The organism is Nevskia ramosa DSM 11499 (genome assembly GCF_000420645.1).
Taxonomy (GTDB): Bacteria; Pseudomonadota; Gammaproteobacteria; order Nevskiales; family Nevskiaceae; genus Nevskia; species Nevskia ramosa.
Map to the genome: position 1 here is coordinate 781,871 of NZ_ATVI01000006.1, position 16,966 is coordinate 798,836.

At 62.8% G+C, this 16,966-nt stretch carries 17 protein-coding genes and 1 tRNA gene; 12 read left to right on the plus strand and 6 right to left on the minus strand.

The features are described from left to right. Positions 1-54: 54 nt before the first annotated feature. The 5 genes from G513_RS0110430 to G513_RS24870 all read right to left on the minus strand — a co-directional run bounded on the left by G513_RS0110430 (position 55) and on the right by G513_RS24870 (position 4,235). Positions 55-1,227, minus strand: coding sequence for a hypothetical protein (locus G513_RS0110430; protein WP_022976789.1), 1,173 nt, complete (start codon positions 1,225-1,227; stop codon positions 55-57). A 239-nt stretch (positions 1,228-1,466) separates the two neighbouring features. After that, entirely contained in the window at positions 1,467-2,246 is a 780-nt protein-coding gene (locus G513_RS0110435; protein WP_028475390.1) for a DODA-type extradiol aromatic ring-opening family dioxygenase, read from the minus strand. A 15-nt stretch (positions 2,247-2,261) separates the two neighbouring features. Continuing rightward, entirely contained in the window at positions 2,262-3,035 is a 774-nt protein-coding gene (locus G513_RS0110440) for an HvfC family RiPP maturation protein (RefSeq protein WP_033417614.1), read from the minus strand. Next, complete coding sequence (locus tag G513_RS0110445) at positions 3,028-3,918, minus strand: HvfB family MNIO-type RiPP peptide maturase (protein WP_022976792.1); 891 nt, start codon at positions 3,916-3,918, stop codon at positions 3,028-3,030. Before G513_RS0110445 ends, G513_RS0110440 begins: the two co-directional genes overlap by 8 nt. Positions 3,919-3,929: 11 nt before the next feature. After that, entirely contained in the window at positions 3,930-4,235 is a 306-nt protein-coding gene (locus tag G513_RS24870; protein WP_051144383.1) for a hypothetical protein, read from the minus strand. A 224-nt stretch (positions 4,236-4,459) separates the two neighbouring features. Between G513_RS24870 and G513_RS0110455 the strand changes: the two genes are divergently transcribed. The 3 genes from G513_RS0110455 (at position 4,460) to G513_RS22465 (ending at position 6,851) form a co-directional block, all read left to right on the plus strand. After that, a complete protein-coding gene (locus G513_RS0110455) occupies positions 4,460-5,380 on the plus strand; it encodes an AraC family transcriptional regulator (RefSeq protein WP_022976794.1) in 921 nt (306 codons plus the stop codon). 181 nt (positions 5,381-5,561) lie between these two features. Then, positions 5,562-5,638: transfer RNA gene (locus tag G513_RS0110465), tRNA-Ile, on the plus strand. A gap of 94 nt (positions 5,639-5,732) precedes the next feature. Next, on the plus strand, positions 5,733-6,851 hold the full coding sequence (locus tag G513_RS22465) for a tyrosine-type recombinase/integrase (protein WP_051144406.1): 1,119 nt from the start codon (positions 5,733-5,735) through the stop codon (positions 6,849-6,851). Between the two features lie 34 nt (positions 6,852-6,885). On the opposite strand, the gene G513_RS26465 is transcribed toward G513_RS22465, so the two are convergent. Further along, positions 6,886-7,173 (minus strand): helix-turn-helix domain-containing protein, encoded by a 288-nt coding sequence (locus G513_RS26465; protein ID WP_022976796.1) that lies wholly within the window; start codon positions 7,171-7,173, stop codon positions 6,886-6,888. 56 nt (positions 7,174-7,229) lie between these two features. Between G513_RS26465 and G513_RS0110475 the strand changes: the two genes are divergently transcribed. From G513_RS0110475 to G513_RS0110515, 9 genes are all read left to right on the plus strand, one after another. Next, positions 7,230-7,685: a DUF7673 family protein gene (locus tag G513_RS0110475; protein ID WP_022976797.1), complete on the plus strand. Its 456-nt coding sequence runs from the start codon at positions 7,230-7,232 to the stop codon at positions 7,683-7,685. After that, positions 7,679-8,215 (plus strand): hypothetical protein, encoded by a 537-nt coding sequence (locus G513_RS0110480; protein ID WP_022976798.1) that lies wholly within the window; start codon positions 7,679-7,681, stop codon positions 8,213-8,215. The genes G513_RS0110475 and G513_RS0110480 overlap by 7 nt, the downstream gene beginning before the upstream one ends. Positions 8,216-8,313: 98 nt before the next feature. Continuing rightward, positions 8,314-8,544, plus strand: a complete 231-nt coding sequence (locus tag G513_RS25770) for a hypothetical protein (protein ID WP_156891531.1) — start codon at positions 8,314-8,316, stop codon at positions 8,542-8,544. A 421-nt stretch (positions 8,545-8,965) separates the two neighbouring features. Next, positions 8,966-9,331, plus strand: a complete 366-nt coding sequence (locus G513_RS26545) for a ParC-related protein (RefSeq protein WP_494921956.1) — start codon at positions 8,966-8,968, stop codon at positions 9,329-9,331. An 8-nt stretch (positions 9,332-9,339) separates the two neighbouring features. After that, positions 9,340-9,966, plus strand: a complete 627-nt coding sequence (locus tag G513_RS25440; protein ID WP_022976800.1) for a very short patch repair endonuclease — start codon at positions 9,340-9,342, stop codon at positions 9,964-9,966. Then, positions 9,963-11,642: a DNA cytosine methyltransferase gene (locus tag G513_RS22475; protein WP_022976801.1), complete on the plus strand. Its 1,680-nt coding sequence runs from the start codon at positions 9,963-9,965 to the stop codon at positions 11,640-11,642. The genes G513_RS25440 and G513_RS22475 overlap by 4 nt, the downstream gene beginning before the upstream one ends. Next, positions 11,639-13,654: an ATP-binding protein gene (locus tag G513_RS0110505; protein WP_022976802.1), complete on the plus strand. Its 2,016-nt coding sequence runs from the start codon at positions 11,639-11,641 to the stop codon at positions 13,652-13,654. The genes G513_RS22475 and G513_RS0110505 overlap by 4 nt, the downstream gene beginning before the upstream one ends. Then, positions 13,644-15,959: a Z1 domain-containing protein gene (locus tag G513_RS0110510; RefSeq protein WP_022976803.1), complete on the plus strand. Its 2,316-nt coding sequence runs from the start codon at positions 13,644-13,646 to the stop codon at positions 15,957-15,959. The genes G513_RS0110505 and G513_RS0110510 overlap by 11 nt, the downstream gene beginning before the upstream one ends. Next, positions 15,952-16,905, plus strand: a complete 954-nt coding sequence (locus G513_RS0110515; RefSeq protein ID WP_022976804.1) for a PD-(D/E)XK motif protein — start codon at positions 15,952-15,954, stop codon at positions 16,903-16,905. The genes G513_RS0110510 and G513_RS0110515 overlap by 8 nt, the downstream gene beginning before the upstream one ends. Positions 16,906-16,966 lie beyond the last annotated feature (61 nt).

Below are 16,966 nucleotides of genomic sequence, written 5' to 3' on the forward strand. Positions count from 1 at the left end.
TGCGGGCCGCGATTGTATCGCAGGGTCTGGGGTCGGCCGTCCAGATACAAATGCTCAGGGCGTCAACGTCAGGTTCCACAGCACCTGGTAGTCGTAGGTCTGATCGACGGCCTGACTGCTTCTCTGATTGAGGTTGGGCATTTCGGTCCAGCGCCCGACCAGACCAAGCCCGACATGCTTCGTCGACAGCTGCCGGGCGATCCAGCGATCGAAGCCCACACCGAGTTCGACGCTGTTGGTGCTGAGGCCGATGCGTGCCGTCTCGTTGGGCAGGAACCACAGCGGATCGGCTTCGCGCTGCAGCGAGGCGGAGAGCAACACATCCGTGAACTGACGGCTGACGCTGGCGCGGCCCGACCAGTCGAACGGCGCTCGGGCATCGCCGGGGCTGCTGGCATGCCGCAGGGCAACCGCTGAACCTGCGGTCACCTCGCCGATGGACTGCGAGCGGCTGACGCCGAACTCGTAGCCGGGTGTCTGCGGGGACGCGTCGGCGTTCAGACGATCCGCCGCCTCCAGCACCAGCAGATGCACGCTGCTGTTCGAGCGCTTGCGCTGCCATTGCCAGGTAGCCGAGTAGCGACCGACATCGACATCGGGCAGGCCGCGATCCGGTGCGCTGGCCCGGCAGCCCTGGCCCTGCAGCTTCAGGCCGTCGTCGTCGCGGCCGGTGAGCCGCGTGCCGGGAAGCTCAAGCGTGCCGCTGAGCTGGCAGCTGAAGGGCAGTGCCAGCACGGCCGCGTCCGCCGGCGTCCAGCGCAGGCCCAGTGCCACTGGCGCTGGTGCCCATTTCACCTGCGCCGAGCGACTGGTCGCCAGGGTTTCCGGCGTCAGCAGTCCGCGAGTGCGCTCCTCGGCCGTGATCATCAGCGGCTGCTCGAACAGGAACGGCACCCGCATCTTCAGGTTCTGCTGGAGGCTTTCGTTGCCGAGCAACTGCGACGGCATGAGCGCGACTTCGCTGCCCGGGGCGTCGATGCCAACGCCGACATCGGTTGGCGGCAGCGACGGCAGCAGCGAGTAGCGGGCGTCGTAGTCGAGCAGGCTGGACGGTGCCGCGAAGCGCAGCGCGCCATCGAGCAGCGAGTTGCGATCGAGGCTGCCGCGTTGCAAGGGGTTGTCGGTGTTCAAGGCCAGCTGGTAGCGGCCGGGATCGATCAATCCCGGCAGTTCCGTGGACTGCGAAGCGCAGCCACCGACCACGAGGACGACGGGCAGCAGCACCATCGGCAGCGCACAGTTTCGTACGCTGGCGATCCTTCGCCGGCTTGGCAACTTCCTGTTCACCTCATTGCGACCCCCAGCAGACGGGTAAAAGTTCCCCGGCTGCCTATCTTTGCCCCTGTTGCCCAGCGCTTGTTCAGGCGCCGGCTGCGCGTCAGCGCCGCTCGGCGCGGCCTGTCAGTAGGGTTCGCAAAGCTCGGGCCAATCGTCGCAAAGCGTGCCGCGAGGCCAGAAGTTGAGGCTCAGGCGAAGCCGTAAGCCGACATGCTCAGGCCGCCGAAGGCATAGCTTTCATGCAGCTTGGTGGCGGCATTGCCGGCTGCGGCTGCCGTGAACAGCGGCATCAGGTGATCGTCGGTGGGGTGAGCGCGAACAGCGGATGGCGCTTGCGCGCGGTAGTCGAGCAGGGCGGCGCGATCGGCCGTCAGCAGCTTGTCGCTCATCCAGTGATCGAAGGCCATCGCCCAGTCGGTGGCTGGCGAGAATTCGGGGCCGATCTCGCGCAGGTTGTGGACCAGGCTGCCGCTGCCGATCAGCAGCACATCGCCGTCATCAAGCAGCAGCCGCAGCGCCTCGCCCAGCGCCCAGTGCGCCGCGGCATCGCCGTTGGACGTGCTGACCTGGACGATCGGCACATCGGCCTCCGGCCACATCAGCATCAGCGGCACCCAGACGCCGTGATCGATCTGCGGATTGCTGTCGGTCGCGGTCGGCAGGCCGGCCTTGCGGATCGCCTGCTGCACGCGCTCGGCCAGCGCAGCATCGCCGGCCGGCGAGTACTGCAACTGATACAGCTCGGCCGGAAAACCCCCGAAGTCATGCCAGGCCTGATAGCGCGCCGCCTGCTTCACCGGGAAGCCGCGGGTCATCCAGTGCGGCGACACCACGATCGCCGCCTTCGGCTTGGTCAAGGTCTTGCCGAGCGTGCGCAGGAAGGCATTGGCGGTGTGCTGGCTGATCGCCAGGCTTGGCGCGCCATGGCTGAGGAACAGGCTGCGGTAAGCGGGCTTGGGGCTGGACATGGCGGCTTCAGGCATTCAGGACGAGCGACGTCGGGTACCGAGCAAGATGCCGCGTTCGCGCAGGCTTTCAAGGATCTCAGCACCCCCAGCGACCACAGCGTCGACATCGTCATGCTGCAATTCGTCGGCGATCTGTTCGAGCAGCTCGATGCCCGAGGCCTCCGGCTGCTCTTCCGCCAGGGTCAGCAGCCGCGCGGTGACGGCGTTGATCTCGACGAATTTCACCTCGTCACTGCGGTTGCGGTGGACGAGCAGGAAGGTCTGCACACCGCTGGCAATGGTGGGCTGGAAATCCGGGCCGATGCGTTGCACTGGCCAGTCATAGGCCAAGGTCCAGCACAGCGGGGCAATCACCGGCGGTGCGTTCAGCAGATCGCCGTTCGGATTGACCAGCAAGGCGGCGGGCAGCGGGTCTTCGGCCGTGCTCAGCGCCAGTTCCACCCACTCGTAGTGCGCGAGCTGCGCCAGGAACGGCGGATCGCCCGGATGCTCGCCACGGCCATCGGCAAGCCAGTCGACGAACTCCTCGGCCAGCTTGTGGAACAGCGGCGTACGCGTCGGGTGCCGGGCGTAGAAATCCCGCACAAGAGCCAGCCAGTGCTCATTGGCCAGAATCCGGCGCAGCACTGGAAAAGCCTTGGCGAGCAGGCTTTCGATGTTGTTGAAGAACAGCAGGCGATAGATCGCCATGCGTTCCGGCGCGACATCATCCGGCGGCGGATTGGTGTCCGGGTCACGCAGATGGGCGGCGAAGCGCGCCTGCTGCGTCTGCAGGTCATCCTCAGCCACGCGCAGTCGCCGCCTGAGCTGGTGCATGGCGCGCCTGCACGGCGCGAATCTGGTTGATCTCGACTAGCAAGGTCGCCAGCGGCGGCAGATTGAAATCCCGTTCCAGCAGAGTCGGCAGCGGGCCGAGCTTCGCGCAGGCTTGCGCGAGCAGTGCCCAGACCGGATCGATCACGTCGGCACCGTGGGTGTCGATGCACAGATCGTGCGCTTCGGCGTGATGGCCGGCGATGTGGACGTAGCGCACGCGCGACAGGGGCAGGCCGTCGAGGAAGGCGCTGGCGTCGTAGCCGTGATTGATGCTGTTGACGTGGATGTTGTTGACGTCGAGCAGCAGATCGCAGTCCGCCTCGGCGATCACCGCGTTGATGAACGCCAGCTCGCTGATCCGCTGGCCGGGTGCGGCATAAGTGCTGACGTTCTCGACCGCGATGCGTCGCTCGAGCAGATCCTGCACGCGGCGGATGCGGGCCGCGACGTGCGCCACGGCCTCCTCGGTATGCGGGATCGGCATCAGGTCGTACAGCTGGCCGCGGGCATCGCTGCAGTAGCTCAGATGCTCGCTGTAATCGGCGATGCCGTGCTCGTCGAGAAAGCGCTTCAGCGCCAGCACGAAGCTTTCATCGAGCGGTGCCGGCCCGCCCAGCGACAGGCTCAGGCCGTGGGCGGCGAACGGATAACGCTCGGTCAGCGCCCGGAATTGCCGGCCGAATCGGCCGCCCAGCTGCATCCAGTTTTCCGGAGCGATCTCGAGAAAATCGATCGCACCTGCCTTCAACTCCGCGAGCGGCTCCAGCAGTGCTCTACGCAGGCCCAGCCCGGCACCGCGCACCGCCGCCGGCTGCGCGAGACGCGGCGCGGCGACGGTCGTGGCCGGGTTCGGCATCAGCGATCCGCTTACTTCGGTTTGGCTTCGCTGGCCTTGGCCTTGTCGGCAGCAGCCTTGTCAGCAGCCGCCTTGGCTTCGGCGCTGTTCTTCTGGGCGGCGTCCTTGGTGGCCGCTGCCGGCGTGGCCTTCATGTCGCCGCCGCAGCCGCCTTCGCCGCAGGAATGCTCGCCAGCCTTGTCACCGATCGAAGCGACCATGTAGCCGGCCGCCAGATCGCTGGCCACGAACAACGACGAAGCCTGTGCCGCGCCGCCGATCGCGAATGCCACGCCAAGGGCCACGGCCAGCGGCTTGCGCTTGTTGATGATGCTCATCTGTCTGCTCCTGTTTCGAATGAGCCCGCGAGGGCTGAAGGTGGTATCGAACTGTACCGGCTCCCGCTGACCGCCGGTGTTACGGCTGGCCACTCGACGCGCCGGGAAGTGACCACGAAGCGCGGCCGTCCGTTCAACCGGCAGATCGCTGCGCAGCCGATTTCCTATACTGCCCGTGCTGACCCACGCCGCTCCGGCATCGGCGGCGCAAGAGTTGTCCACCCATGCTCGATCGCTCGGCCGAAGCCGCGTTTGCCGCGGTGCTCGGCGCCCATCAGCTGCGCGCCTACATCAGCGATAACCCGCACTACTGCGGCAGCTTCGTCGAGGCCGAACGTGCCTTGCCGCACGGCATGTTCCATCTGATCGACGAAGGCGAATGCATGGTCGACTTCGCCCGTACCGGCGATTCACTCCTGCTGCATTCCGGCGATCTGGTGATGTTTCCGCATGGCGCCGCGCATACCCTGCGCAGCCCGCCGGATACCGATGCCGGCCCGGCTGCCAATCGCTTCACCTCGATCCTGTGCGGCGAATTCGAGTTCGCCACCGGCAGCCGCAATCCGATTCTCGACGCGCTGCCAGACTGGATCGTCGTCCGTGAAGCCGACAGCCAGCAGCAGTTCCGCCATCTGGCCCGGCTGATGGCCCACGAGGCGCGCCAGGAATCGTTCGGCCGGCAGCTGGTACTCGACAAGCTCGCCGACGCCTTGTTCGTCATGGCGCTGCGCCAGCACATCGCCAGCAGCAACGAACGCCGCGGCCTGATCGCCGCGCTGATCGACCCGCGCATGGCCCGCGTCCTCGAAGCCATGCACGCCGCCCCCGGCCGCGCCTGGACCGTGGCGATGCTCGCCGAACTCGCCCATCAATCGCGGACCGCCTTCGCTCAACACTTCAACGAAGTGCTGGGTGTGAGCCCCTACCAGTACCTCACCGAGTGGCGCATGGCCGAAGCGCTGCGCCTGCTCGCCGATCCGAAATCCTCCGCGGCGACGATTGCCGAAAAGCTCGGCTACCAGACCGAAGCCGCGTTCCGCCGCGCCTTCAAGAAAATCCACGGCTACGGCCCCGGCCGCACCCGCCGCGCCGCCCGCAGCGCCCAGATCGACGCCGTACCGAGTGCCGCGGCCGCGAATCGCTGAACCAAGTCGAAACCACACCGGAAACCGGCCCGGACGCTGGCACAATACCGCCGCGATCCATGCAGTCGGCGCAAACGGGCCTTTAGCTCAATTGGTTAGAGCAGGGGACTCATAATCCCTAAGTCATTGACGGCAGGCACGCGCTCCTTCAAATTTCCCTAAGACGGTGAATGTCGATAAAGGGCCTTTAGCTCAATTGGTTAGAGCAGAGAACTCATAATTCTTAGGTTGCCGGTTCAAGTCCGGCAGGGCCCACCATTCACCGAGAAACTGGCCGCAGGTACAAATCTGGTACAGCGGTGCACCGGGGATTGCCGTGGCGACCATTGTGAAAGTGCCTGTGAAGCCGAAGATGACGGCGCCTCTGTCGGAGGGTGCAAGCCGCAGGCAGGAATTCAGGTACAAGGCGCTGGTCCGCCTCACCGGCTGGCCGACGACCAGCAAGACCTTCCGCCTCAAGAAGGACGCCGAAGACTGGGCGCGGCGGACCGAAGACGAAATGATCCGCGGCGTCTTCATCCAGCGGGCTCCGGCTGAGCGTATGACGCTGAGCACCGCGCTCGATCGCTACGCTCGGGAAGTGACCCCCACGAAGAAGGCCAGCTCTCAGGCAACCGAGCTCCGCCGGATCGATTCGCTGAAGCGCTTGCTCGGTGGGTATTCGATGGCCGCCCTGTCTTCGGACTTGGTTGCCGATTTTCGGGACCGTCGCCTTGCCGGTGATGTCGATCCCAGAACCGGCCTGCGTCGGCCGAGGGCGGCGAACACGGTACGTTTGGAGCTTGCGCTACTGAGTCACGTGTTCACTGTGGCGATCAAGGAATGGCGGCTGGGCCTCGTGTACAACCCGGTCCAGAACATCCGGAAGCCAGCCCGTGGGCCCGGGCGCAATCGTCGGCTTTCGCCAGATGAGGAAGCAAAGTTGCTGGCGCGCATCGACGGCCACAGCAATCCGATGCTGCGGTGGATCGTCCGTATCGCCCTAGAGACAGGGATGCGTTCGTCGGAGATCACCTCGCTGCGCCGGAGCCAAGTCGACATCCAGCGCCGGATCGTTCGATTGCTGGAAACCAAGAACACCTCGCCGAGAACCGTCCCGCTGACCATGGCCGCGGCAGCGCTTTTCGAGGAAGCCCTTCATCATCCAGTTCGCCCTATCGACACCGATCTGATCTTCTTCGGCGAGCCGGGCCGCGACGGAATCCGTAGGCCCTACGAATTCAACAAGGTCTGGACCGGCGTGAAGGCAGAGGTCGGCATCAAGGACTTTCGCTTCCATGACCTGCGACACGAAGCCGTCAGCCGTTTCGTCGAGGCAGGCCTTGGCGACCAAGAGGTCGCCGCGATCAGCGGCCACAAATCGATGCAGATGCTCAAGCGTTACACCCATCTTCGAGCGGAAGATCTCGTGATGCGGCTCGAAGAGTTAACGACGATCCGCCGGGATCGAGTGAAATCGCGGCCGATCTAGCGGTGGCGGCTGCGGTGTGATGTCGGGTTAGTTCTTAAGACAGCTTTCGGCGACCGCGAGCGCGCGATGTATGCGGTAGATCGGTCAACTCCGACAGATCCGGCATTAGCTCCGCAGGCGGGCAGCCTAGCCCTGCGGAAATTCGAAAAAGCACTTCGAGCGTGATGTTGTACCGTCCACGCTCGACATGGCTGTAGTAGGCCCGATCGACGTTCACCTTCTCGGCGAAGTCGTCCTGAGACAGGCCCAGCGCCTCCCGTCGAGACCGGATCGAACGACCAACTAACTCTATGGAGGGATGCTGTTTGCGCATCCTCGCCATTCTCAGAATGGTGCGATATAACACCACTTGGTTTAGAACAACGGTGTTTAGCACACATGCAAAAAGAGACGATCGAAGTCAGCGTCGGCCACCACGAAAAGCTTCTTGAAATCGGTAATGACCTGGAGCTGCTCTATTACGCCCTCGGACCAATCTGGACCGATGCGCCGCTCCTATGGAAGGCGAGACACGAACCCGGCGTCTCGGCCTGCAAGGCCGTCGACTTCCTGCTCGACCGGATCGAGCATCGGATGCACGACAGCCAGAACGTCCGCGCGCTGCTCGCAGGGTGCTGCGGAGCGATGGATACTCCCGTCCAGCTGACCCACCTCTGGCAGCTCAGCGAGGACAGCAAGCCGGCTGCCCACGCGGTGCTGGAATGGGTCGGCAGCGTCGCGGGCCTGCAGCTCGATGACTTCCAGGACGGCGGCGCCCGATTCCTGCGCCTCGTACTTCGCAAGCGCCCGCAGATAATCGCGAGAATGGTCGTTGCCGAGGGCGCCGCATGCTGAGACGAGTAATCGCCGGCTTTGCTGTCCTGCTGGTTGCCAGTGGCTGCCAAGGACAATCGAACCAGCTCGACTGCACGGCAGGCGGCAAACCGATCCCGCATGAAGTGCTGGTCGGTAACTGGACCTGGACCTACGAACTAGACGACGGCACCAAGCAGGTATGGCTTCGCCAATTCATGCCGGACGGTCACGTGAACCTGTTCGTGCGCGGCTTCACCAAGCCCGACGCGAAGTGGCCCAATGGCCTTGTCAGCACTCGCGGAACCTTCGGTCGCTGGTTCATCAGCAACCGCACCTGGGTCGTCATGATGGACGGTGCGTACCGTGCCGCAGATCCGCTGGGGGAGAAGTTCTACTGGGTCAACGGTAACGGTTCGCAGCTACCGGATGGGGACGCCCGGATCATCGGCGACATCACACCCGACAGCATCAATGTCTGCTTCAGCAATGGGCAGCACTACGCCACGATGCAGCGCGTCGACGACAAGTTCGAATTACCCGAACACTTTCCCCCGCGAAGTGGGCGATAGCCTGACCCGGCCCGCCACCGCGAGATAATCCCGCCATGAATCACCCGAGCCAGACCAGGAGGCGGGCCGTGCTTTAGGACCTAACAAGGAGCTAAAGCATGTCCACAACCAATCGCCGTCGCGATCGGGACGAGCACGGCCGCCTCAAGCGGAAGTACCGTGGCCCGAACAGCATCATGACGACCCCAGGCTACTGGGTGACGCTGCATATGAACCGGCCGCGGCGTCACCTAAATCGCCATCTCTGCCACTTGGTCACTCAAGGACTCGATCCCGCTGGGGTCGTCTGGCCGCTCGGCAATCACAAGCCGCATATCTACTTCTGGTGACTGTTCCCGCTTGGCCAGACCGTTGCACATGTGCAACGGCGTGGCCAAAGCTGGCCTTTGACCGAACCGAAGTACGTGATGGTCGTGGAAGTCGGGAATGGCGAGATGTCCGCTCCCATGGCGGCGCCCCAACCAATTTCGACAAGGACACGGTTCGCCGATCGGTCGGCATCCCCACCAGGATCGGTTGTCACACTTTCAGTGCGACCGGCGACACCGAATACCTGCGCAACGGCGGCAGGCCGGAGATCGCGCAGAAGATGGTCGCCACACTTTGAGCACCGCAACGCACCGAATCTGAAGTGCTCTCGATACCTCAGGCGAAAGAGGCGAACCGACCAGAGGACAGTCGCAACCCTTTTATGTTCGGGCGCGACAAATTAAGATAAACGCTGGATCGTTTAATATTAAGTGCTGCCGTATGGTGTCTGTCGCTGAGCAAGAACCACCCACGCCCCTGCCGGAGAGTTCGCTCAGAGAACTTTGTGCGGTCTCGGCAGCGCGCGACTTCTGTGTGGTCGGGCTACCAGAAGGGGGGTTTAGCGTCACCGCAGCCTGCGGCTCATCCGATCAGCGAACGCGGCGGATTCTTAGCACCTCCCGCGGCGGAATCCGGCGCTTTGCCGCCATTGACACGGCAGCTGGTTTTCTTCGCGAGCTCGGAGTGCAGAGATTCACCGTGGACGTAACGAAGCATGTCCCGGGTCGCGTGCGGGGGCCAAGGCCTGATCGTTCGGAAGCCTTGCGTCGTGCCTGGACCAGACCCAAACAAAGCTCACTGCTCTAGTTGCCGCCATGGGATTGACTCGCTCTGAACAGATGTCCTGCATCACTAGCCGTAACACCCGGCCCGAACTGCTGTTGCGCCGTTCCCTCTGGTTTCGCGGGGCTCGATACCGCCTGAGCGCCCGCTCGCCGGTAGGCCGACCTGACCTGGTGTTTCCGAAACGAAAGCTCGCCGTATTTGTTGATGGATGCTTCTGGCATGGGTGCCCCCTACATTACTCGCGGCCACGTTCCAATGATGCGTTCTGGTCGTCGAAGCTCGTCGAGAACGTCGTTCGGGACGCTCGTCAAACACAGGACCTGAAGAGTTCAGGGTGGAGCGTTGTCCGTCTGTGGGAACACGAAATCATTGTCGACCTGGCGGAATCCGTTCAACGCGTCGAGAGGGCCTTGCAGGGTCATGACGAGAAGCCGCTCGAACAACAGCGGGTGATACGGGTGTTGGAAGCGGACGACGGTCAGGAACGACGCGAATTCGTGTCGCTCGGCAATCCATCCGTCGTGATGGATTTTCAATCGGGGAAGCGGGTGACGAACAAGCCACGCGAGAGAGCGGGCGTCAATCGCCCCCGACGGCCTGCACGATCATTCAAGCGTGCGTTGCGAAGCGGTGAAAAAAAAGGGGATGCGACGTGACGCTTTTGGTTTCCAGGCAGTCCAACAAATTCGGAGCAACATTGCCCGCTCCAGAGGTCTCGTCTGCGCGTCTACGCGTCGATACAAAGGCCACGAAAGGTCTGCACGCGCTCAACTTGCCCGAGGCATCACGGGCGAGTCTGATCGTCAGGAAACTCGCTCGAATCCGGGCGGGCGGTTCCATCCGCTATATGGATATGTTCGCGGGTTGCGGCGGTATTTCTCTGGGGTTTCTCTCCGCTGGATTTACGCCAGTGGCATCAGTCGAGAATGATCCCTGGGCCGCGAAGTCCCATGGCGCGAACTTCGGCCCCCGAACTGCCGGCGGTGATGGTCCGGCCCATCATCGCCCGCGTGATGCAACCGCGGAGGACGCGGCCAGCGTTTTCGCGGACATAGGCTTGAGCGGTTCTGTTGATGATCAGATCGACGTGCTGGTCGGCGGCCCTCCCTGCCAAGCCTTCGCCCGCGTGGGGCGCGCCAAACTCCGAGAGCAGGCCCATCGTCGGCAGGAGGCGACGGCCGAACAGGCCTTCATGGTCGATGGCCGTGTGAATCTGTGGGAGCGCTACGTCCACTTCATTCGCGCAACCAAGCCCGTCGCGCTGCTGATGGAAAATGTTCCCGACATCTTGAATCACGGCGGCAGCAACGTCGCCGAGTTGGTGGCCAAGAGCTTGTCCGAGGAGGGGTATGAGGTTTCCTACACCCTGCTCAATGCCGCTTGGTACGGCGTGCCTCAAACCCGCGAGCGGATGTTCCTGATCGGCTTTCACCGCGACGCGGGCATCGCACCCGCTTTCCCGGTGCCGACCCACTATGTGGATCTACCATCCGGGTATGCCGGCACGAAGAACGCCGCGCGCCGGGTGCTGAAAGAGAAGGGGTCCGAGCATCATCGCTGGGTGGCCGATCCGGCGTCGACTGCAATTCCGGGGACGACGGCGTCCGCTGCCTTGGCCGACCTTCCGCCCCTCAATGCCCTGGATCTGCTTGGCTCGGGACAACTGCGTCGCGGAGCCAAAGATCCATCCGAGACCATCGCATATGCCTCACGGCCTGCCACCGCCTACGCCCGCCTAATGCGCGAATGGGTCGGCTTTGCCACGAGCCACACTACCGGTCACGTCTTCCGCTACCTGCCGCGCGACTACAAGATCTTCGCGGAGATGGAGCAGGGCTGGCAGTACCCGGAGGTCCATGCCTACGTCGAGAAGAAAATCTCAGCTTGGCTTTCGGAACGTAAGCAAAGGGGATTAAGCACCGATGCCCGAACCGCCGATGTGCGCGACTACATCGCGTCTTGGCGGATTCCCTACGATCCCAACAAGTTTCCGAACAAGTGGTGGAAACTGCACTCGGAAAAGCCGGCGCGCACGCTGATGGCGCACCTGGGCAAGGACTCCTACTCGCACATTCACTATGACTCGGCGCAGGCGCGCACGATCACGGTTCGAGAGGCCGCCCGACTTCAATCATTCCCGGATGGCTTTGTATTCAAGGGTTCGATGAATCCCGCCTTCCGCCAGATTGGCAATGCGGTTCCCCCCTTGATGGCTTACGCAGTCGCAACCGCGATGCGAAGCAGCCTGGGCATTCCCGTGGCCAACGACATGCGAACGTCCCTGTTCAATGTTGAGCCGGAGCAGATCATGACGACCGAGGGCACTCGATGATCTTCACGATCCTGCGCGAGCTCACGCATTCCGAACTCGGGATGTTCCATGAATATCGCCGCAGCGGACTGGAGAAGTCCCGGCAGCGGGCCATCAACTTCGACGGCGATGTGGTCGACCGGGTCTTTCCCGCCGCGCAGGATTCACAGCGGATCTACATCACCTGCCGTTGCCTGGAGGACGCCACGTCGGTCGTGACCCAGGAGCAGTGGCTGAAAAAGCAGGACAAGAACTGGCGTCTTGAAGGGTACTGTCCTAACAGTGCCTGGTACGCCTTCGTCAAACCGGGCGTCCTCTTTGCGATGGTCGTGGACTCGACGATCACGCCTGCGAACGCCGCCTGGGTGGTCATCCCCATTGATCATCCGGCGCGCTCCGCAATCGTGAACCACGGCGAAGCCGCGAGGTTGAACAAGTCCGCGATGATCGCCCTTCATGGTGAGGAGGCAAACCACTGCCGAGGCATCCTCGCCGAGCACTTTCCCAGCCTTTTTGCATCACCTCCTGGCGGCCCGACCCGCGTTTCATCAGGCGAGGAGGATGATGATGAAGCAGCGCCCGATCCCCTGGGCCTGTTCAACATACTTGCCCGCGCCGGCCATAGTCTGCCGAGCGCGGTGGCCGACTTGGTCGACAACAGCCTTTCGAAGGACGCCGAGGAGATCAACATCTCCTTTCCCAATCCCAACGAGGGCGGACGTTGGATGTGCATCCACGACGACGGCGTGGGCATGAATGTGGCGCAGCTGCGCAATGCCATGCGCATCGGCCATCAGCGCGACTACGATCACGCCGACTTGGGGAAGTTCGGCTACGGATTGAAAGGCGCGGCATGGTCTCAGGCCGACACGCTCACGGTGGTCTCCAAGACCGTCGACAGCGAAGCAACGCAACTGACCTGGGACAAGTACCATCTGGCGAAGACGCGGCGCTGGGCATTGCTGTCCGATCCAGTCGATGGTCGCTACGCTAAGGCCGTTGAACTCGGATCATCGGGTACGGCGGTGCTGCTGACCAACATGCGTCCACCGGTCGAGAAATTTCGCGGAAGGGGGCTGGACCCCTACGCGCAGGAACGGGCTGCGGTCTGCCGTCACCTGGAACTGGTGTTTCATCGGTATCTGGAGGGGAAGGTTCCCGGACGCCGCAAGGTCACGATCAACATGAATGGGGTGCCACTGGTCCCCAACGACCCCATGGGCCATGTTCTGGTCCGGCCCCACGATTCACGGACCATCGAGCTTCCTTCTCACCAGGAGTCTGGCGCGTCGGCCATCCTGACGGTGCGGGCCTATGTGACGCCCCACGAAGCGGAGTTCGAGGCGCACCACAAATCCGACACGCCGGAGCAACTCAGGACCGCACGAGATCGCCTCAGCCTCAACGGCCGCGCCAACGACGCACAGGGCCTCTATTTCTACCGCCTGCATCGGCTCATCAAATGGGGCGGTTGGGAAGGTCTGTTTACTCGAGACGAGCACACGAAATTGCTCCGCGTGGCGATCGATTTCGATCGGCTCGCCGACGAGCATTTACAAGTGGATATCAGCAAGCAACTGGTTCGGCTTCCACCCGCGGTTTCGGACAAGCTGTTGGAGATCTTGAAAACCCCGCGAAGCGATGCGCGGAATCGCTACAAGCCACCTGCTCCCACCGCCGGCAGCGTCGCGCGCGGTGGCACCGTGCCTTCAACACCGAACGCACCGACCTCACCGGCGGGCACATCGCCATCGCCGACGCCCGTCTCCCGCCCACCCGCGGCTTCAACGACACCGACACGCAAGGAACGATCGCCGTTTCGTTTGGTGGAGAGCGGAACCCTGCCGTGGGAGCGTAAGAACGGGTTTGCGGGCGAGCAGGTCGAGGTTTCCCAGCGCATCCCGGAACTGGTGGCGCTCATCCAAACCCTGGATAAGGACGCCAACGCCAAGGCCGCCCTCTCGGAGTTTCTCCGCGTGCTCGAGATCGCCGGCGTGATGTCGGTGCTGGTGGGATCACCCGATGCCGGGTGAGAAAAACCGCACATTTTCGTTGAGGCCGAAGATCCCGCTCTGGACCGACGGGACGCGGTGGACGAACTGGTCGAGACACGAGTCCTTTCTGCGGGCGCAGTCCAGGTGGAAACCCCATCAGGTCGATTCGGTTGCCGACGAGTCCCTGCGCATCATCGCCAGGACCACACCGCTGAGCCGGTCCGCCTTTCAGTGCCGCGGCCTAGTCGTCGGATACGTGCAATCCGGCAAGACCGCCAATTTCACCGCCGTTGCAGCGCGGGGCGCCGATGTCGGATACAAGCTCATCATCGTCCTGTCGGGTATCCATGACTCGCTGAGGAATCAGACGCAGCAGCGCCTGGAGCGCGAACTCATCAACGTGGGTGTTGATTGGCAGTCGCTGACGGACCGCAACTCGGATTTCGTCGAACCCGCTGTGGCCGATGGATTCGAAGCCGCCGGCACCGTGCTGATCGTGGCGAAGAAGATCGTGCCGATTCTCGAGCGACTCAACCGCTGGCTCGCAAAGCTGGAGGGGCGACTCGGCAGTGTGCCCCTGCTGGTGATTGATGACGAGGCCGATCAGGCGTCGATCAACACGCGGGGCAACCGAACCGATGCCAGCGTCGACGACGGCAGCGCCGTTGATGCAGATGCACCCTCCCCCACCAATGAGTTGATCCGCGACCTGCTCGCACGTGCCCCTCGCGCCACCTACATCGCCTACACCGCAACGCCCTTCGCCAACATCCTGATCGATCCTACGGCCACGGACGCGCGGGTAGGTGAGGACCTGTTCCCGAAGGATTTCGTGGTCCAGCTTCCACGGCCCGACGGCTACACCGGGACCGAGGAATTGTTCGGGGTAGACGCAGTCCATCGCAACGTCCTTCGTGTCGTCGACGACAACGATGTCCGGGGACTGAAATCCAAGCCACGCAAGCGGGGACAGCCGCTGATTGCATACGGACCGGCCGATCTGCCCCAGTCGATTTGCGACGCGCTGCTCACCTTCGCCCTGATCGGCGGCATTCGCAAGCTGCGCGGCCATGGCGATAGTCCTCACACGATGCTGGTTCATGTCTCCCGTCTGCAGGCGGATCAGATCCGTATCGGAGCCGCGATCGACGAACGCATTCGCGCTTGGTTCAATCACGAAAGTGCCGAGCCCGGCGTGATCCAGAAGATGATGCGGTCGGCGCTGACGGATCTTGGCGAGGTGGTGTTGCCGGGTGAGGTCGAATCGGTTCTTAGTGAAGCCAAAACCAACTTGGCGCGACTGCAGGTCGTCGTACTAAACAGCACGACTGGCGATGAACTTGCCTATGAAGAATTTCCAGGACGCCAGCTCATTGCCGTCGGCGGAAACCGGTTGTCGCGAGGATTGACGCTGGAGGGACTGACGGTCGCCTATTTCCTGCGGACTACGACCATGGCGGACGCCTTGCTTCAGATGGCCCGGTGGTATGGCTTCAGAACCGGATACGACGATCTCATCCGGATCTGGACGACCAACGGTATTGCGCAATGGTTCGTCGAACTAGCCCTCGTCGAAGAGAGCCTGAGGGACTCAATCGTTGCACTGAACCGAGCGGGACGTCGCCCAGATGAAATGGCGATCCGCATGCGCGCCCACTCGCGCCTGCTGCTGACCAGCAAGGTCAAAAGTCGGATGCTTGAGGAAGTGGCGCGTTCCTGGTCTGCCGAAAATCCTCAGACCATTCTGTTTCCTCTGCAGGATACTGAGGCCCTGGAGCACAACCTGTCCCTGGCAGACAGGCTACTGACCGCCCATCCTCCGACTCAGTCGGCCTTCGGCGGGACTCTCTCCCACGACGTTCCCGCCGACGATGTCGCGAACTTTCTGCGGAGCTTCGTTGGGCATCCCAATGCCATCGCGTTCCAGGGTGCAGAACTCGCCGACTGGATTAACGAGCGAGCCGCCGCCGGCGAGCTAACGACATGGACGATCTTCGTCGCAAACCCGGAAAGAGAGCGACGAGTCAGAATTGGTGGACGCTCCTACGGGTTGGTACAGCGCTCGCTGTCTGGTAGCGACGGCATCGGAATCCTAACGGAACCCCGGCATGAGGGCGCAGATCTCAATGGCGGGCCCGATCACTACCGCTCCGGCCGCTCCTTCAATGCGCGGGCGATGCGACAGGATCGGCCGTCTGATCGAGGCCTGCTGCTTCTCTATCCACTCGATCCTGTGCCACTCCAGGCAGGAACACGTGCGGTCCTGGGCGCTGCTCTATCGCTCCCCCTGACAAGTGATGACGGGAGGGCTTACATCGTCAACCGCGGCCTGCTCAATGGTTGAACTCGGCGCCGATCGATGGGACTCGTTGCGACTCAGGCGTACGACGGAGTCGCTCTACGTAGAGCCCCTTTCGCCGGAACGGGAAGGTCTCCTTCTGGGGGTTGGAGACGATGCGCGACTACATTTCCTTGTCGCCGTCGCGATGGAACCACTCGGCCTCCCGCCGGATTTGGCCAGCATCCAGGTACGAGTATTGGAGGATGACCGCGTATGGCTGGATGTCTCGGCCAAAAACCATCATGAGGATCTCTTCACGATGTTGGTGAACAAGATTCTGGTTGCGATCCTGGTTGCTGGCCGAGACCCAGTGGTCTCGGTTGAATCAACGATCGATGACGTGCGGGCCGCATTCAGGCCCGTACAGTCGGAACTCGGAGTGACCGAGCAAATCGGATTGTTCGGCGAACTTTGGGTGCTCGCGAATGTGTTGATCCCCCAGTTGGGCTCACGCTCAGTCGATATTTGGAGTGGCCCCGCACGGGAGCGGCACGACTTTGCCGGTCTAGGCGCACACCTTGAGGTCAAAACCACAACACGCTCAGAAGAAAAGCATGAGATCTCTCGGCTGGATCAGCTCCGGGCGCCCCTAGGGAAGAAGCTGTTGCTTGCGAGCGTGATGGTCGAGCGGTCGATTGGCGGTGAGACCACGGTGGCCGACCTGATCGACAACGTCATTGAGCTGCTGGCGAGTGAGGGTCGGGCAATCGACAACCTCGACGTCGCACTCCGAAAAATCGGGTGGCATGACGGACTGCGGCAATCCGGCGCGTTGCTCCGCTTCTCCCTGCGCGATGTAAATGTGTTTCTCGTCGAGGGGACATTCCCCCGCCTTCCTGACGACTACGTTTCGCCTCGGGGAGTCACGGCGATCAAGTATGTGATCGACGTCTCCGCATGCCCCGCGCTGAGCACCGAACAAACCGCTGCGATTGTCGCAACAATGTGATAGCGGTCTTTCATCGGCTCAAGGTCTAGAGGTGTCTCCCTATTGCCGAATTCAAGGCGAA

Excerpts from the sequence above, each read along its gene's own strand:
- G513_RS0110430 (WP_022976789.1), bottom strand. The coding sequence starts at position 1,227 with ATGGTGCTGCTGCCCGTCGTCCTCGTGGTCGGTGGCTGCGCTTCGCAG.
- G513_RS0110435 (WP_028475390.1), bottom strand. The coding sequence starts at position 2,246 with ATGTCCAGCCCCAAGCCCGCTTACCGCAGCCTGTTCCTCAGCCATGGC.
- G513_RS0110445 (WP_022976792.1), bottom strand. The coding sequence starts at position 3,918 with ATGCCGAACCCGGCCACGACCGTCGCCGCGCCGCGTCTCGCGCAGCCG.
- G513_RS24870 (WP_051144383.1), bottom strand. The coding sequence starts at position 4,235 with ATGAGCATCATCAACAAGCGCAAGCCGCTGGCCGTGGCCCTTGGCGTG.
- G513_RS0110455 (WP_022976794.1), top strand. The coding sequence starts at position 4,460 with ATGCTCGATCGCTCGGCCGAAGCCGCGTTTGCCGCGGTGCTCGGCGCC.
- G513_RS22465 (WP_051144406.1), top strand. The coding sequence starts at position 5,733 with ATGACGGCGCCTCTGTCGGAGGGTGCAAGCCGCAGGCAGGAATTCAGG.
- G513_RS26465 (WP_022976796.1), bottom strand. The coding sequence starts at position 7,173 with ATGGCGAGGATGCGCAAACAGCATCCCTCCATAGAGTTAGTTGGTCGT.
- G513_RS0110475 (WP_022976797.1), top strand. The coding sequence starts at position 7,230 with ATGCAAAAAGAGACGATCGAAGTCAGCGTCGGCCACCACGAAAAGCTT.
- G513_RS0110480 (WP_022976798.1), top strand. The coding sequence starts at position 7,679 with ATGCTGAGACGAGTAATCGCCGGCTTTGCTGTCCTGCTGGTTGCCAGT.
- G513_RS25770 (WP_156891531.1), top strand. The coding sequence starts at position 8,314 with ATGTCCACAACCAATCGCCGTCGCGATCGGGACGAGCACGGCCGCCTC.
- G513_RS26545 (WP_494921956.1), top strand. The coding sequence starts at position 8,966 with ATGGTGTCTGTCGCTGAGCAAGAACCACCCACGCCCCTGCCGGAGAGT.
- G513_RS25440 (WP_022976800.1), top strand. The coding sequence starts at position 9,340 with ATGGGATTGACTCGCTCTGAACAGATGTCCTGCATCACTAGCCGTAAC.
- G513_RS0110505 (WP_022976802.1), top strand. The coding sequence starts at position 11,639 with ATGATCTTCACGATCCTGCGCGAGCTCACGCATTCCGAACTCGGGATG.
- G513_RS0110510 (WP_022976803.1), top strand. The coding sequence starts at position 13,644 with ATGCCGGGTGAGAAAAACCGCACATTTTCGTTGAGGCCGAAGATCCCG.
- G513_RS0110515 (WP_022976804.1), top strand. The coding sequence starts at position 15,952 with ATGGTTGAACTCGGCGCCGATCGATGGGACTCGTTGCGACTCAGGCGT.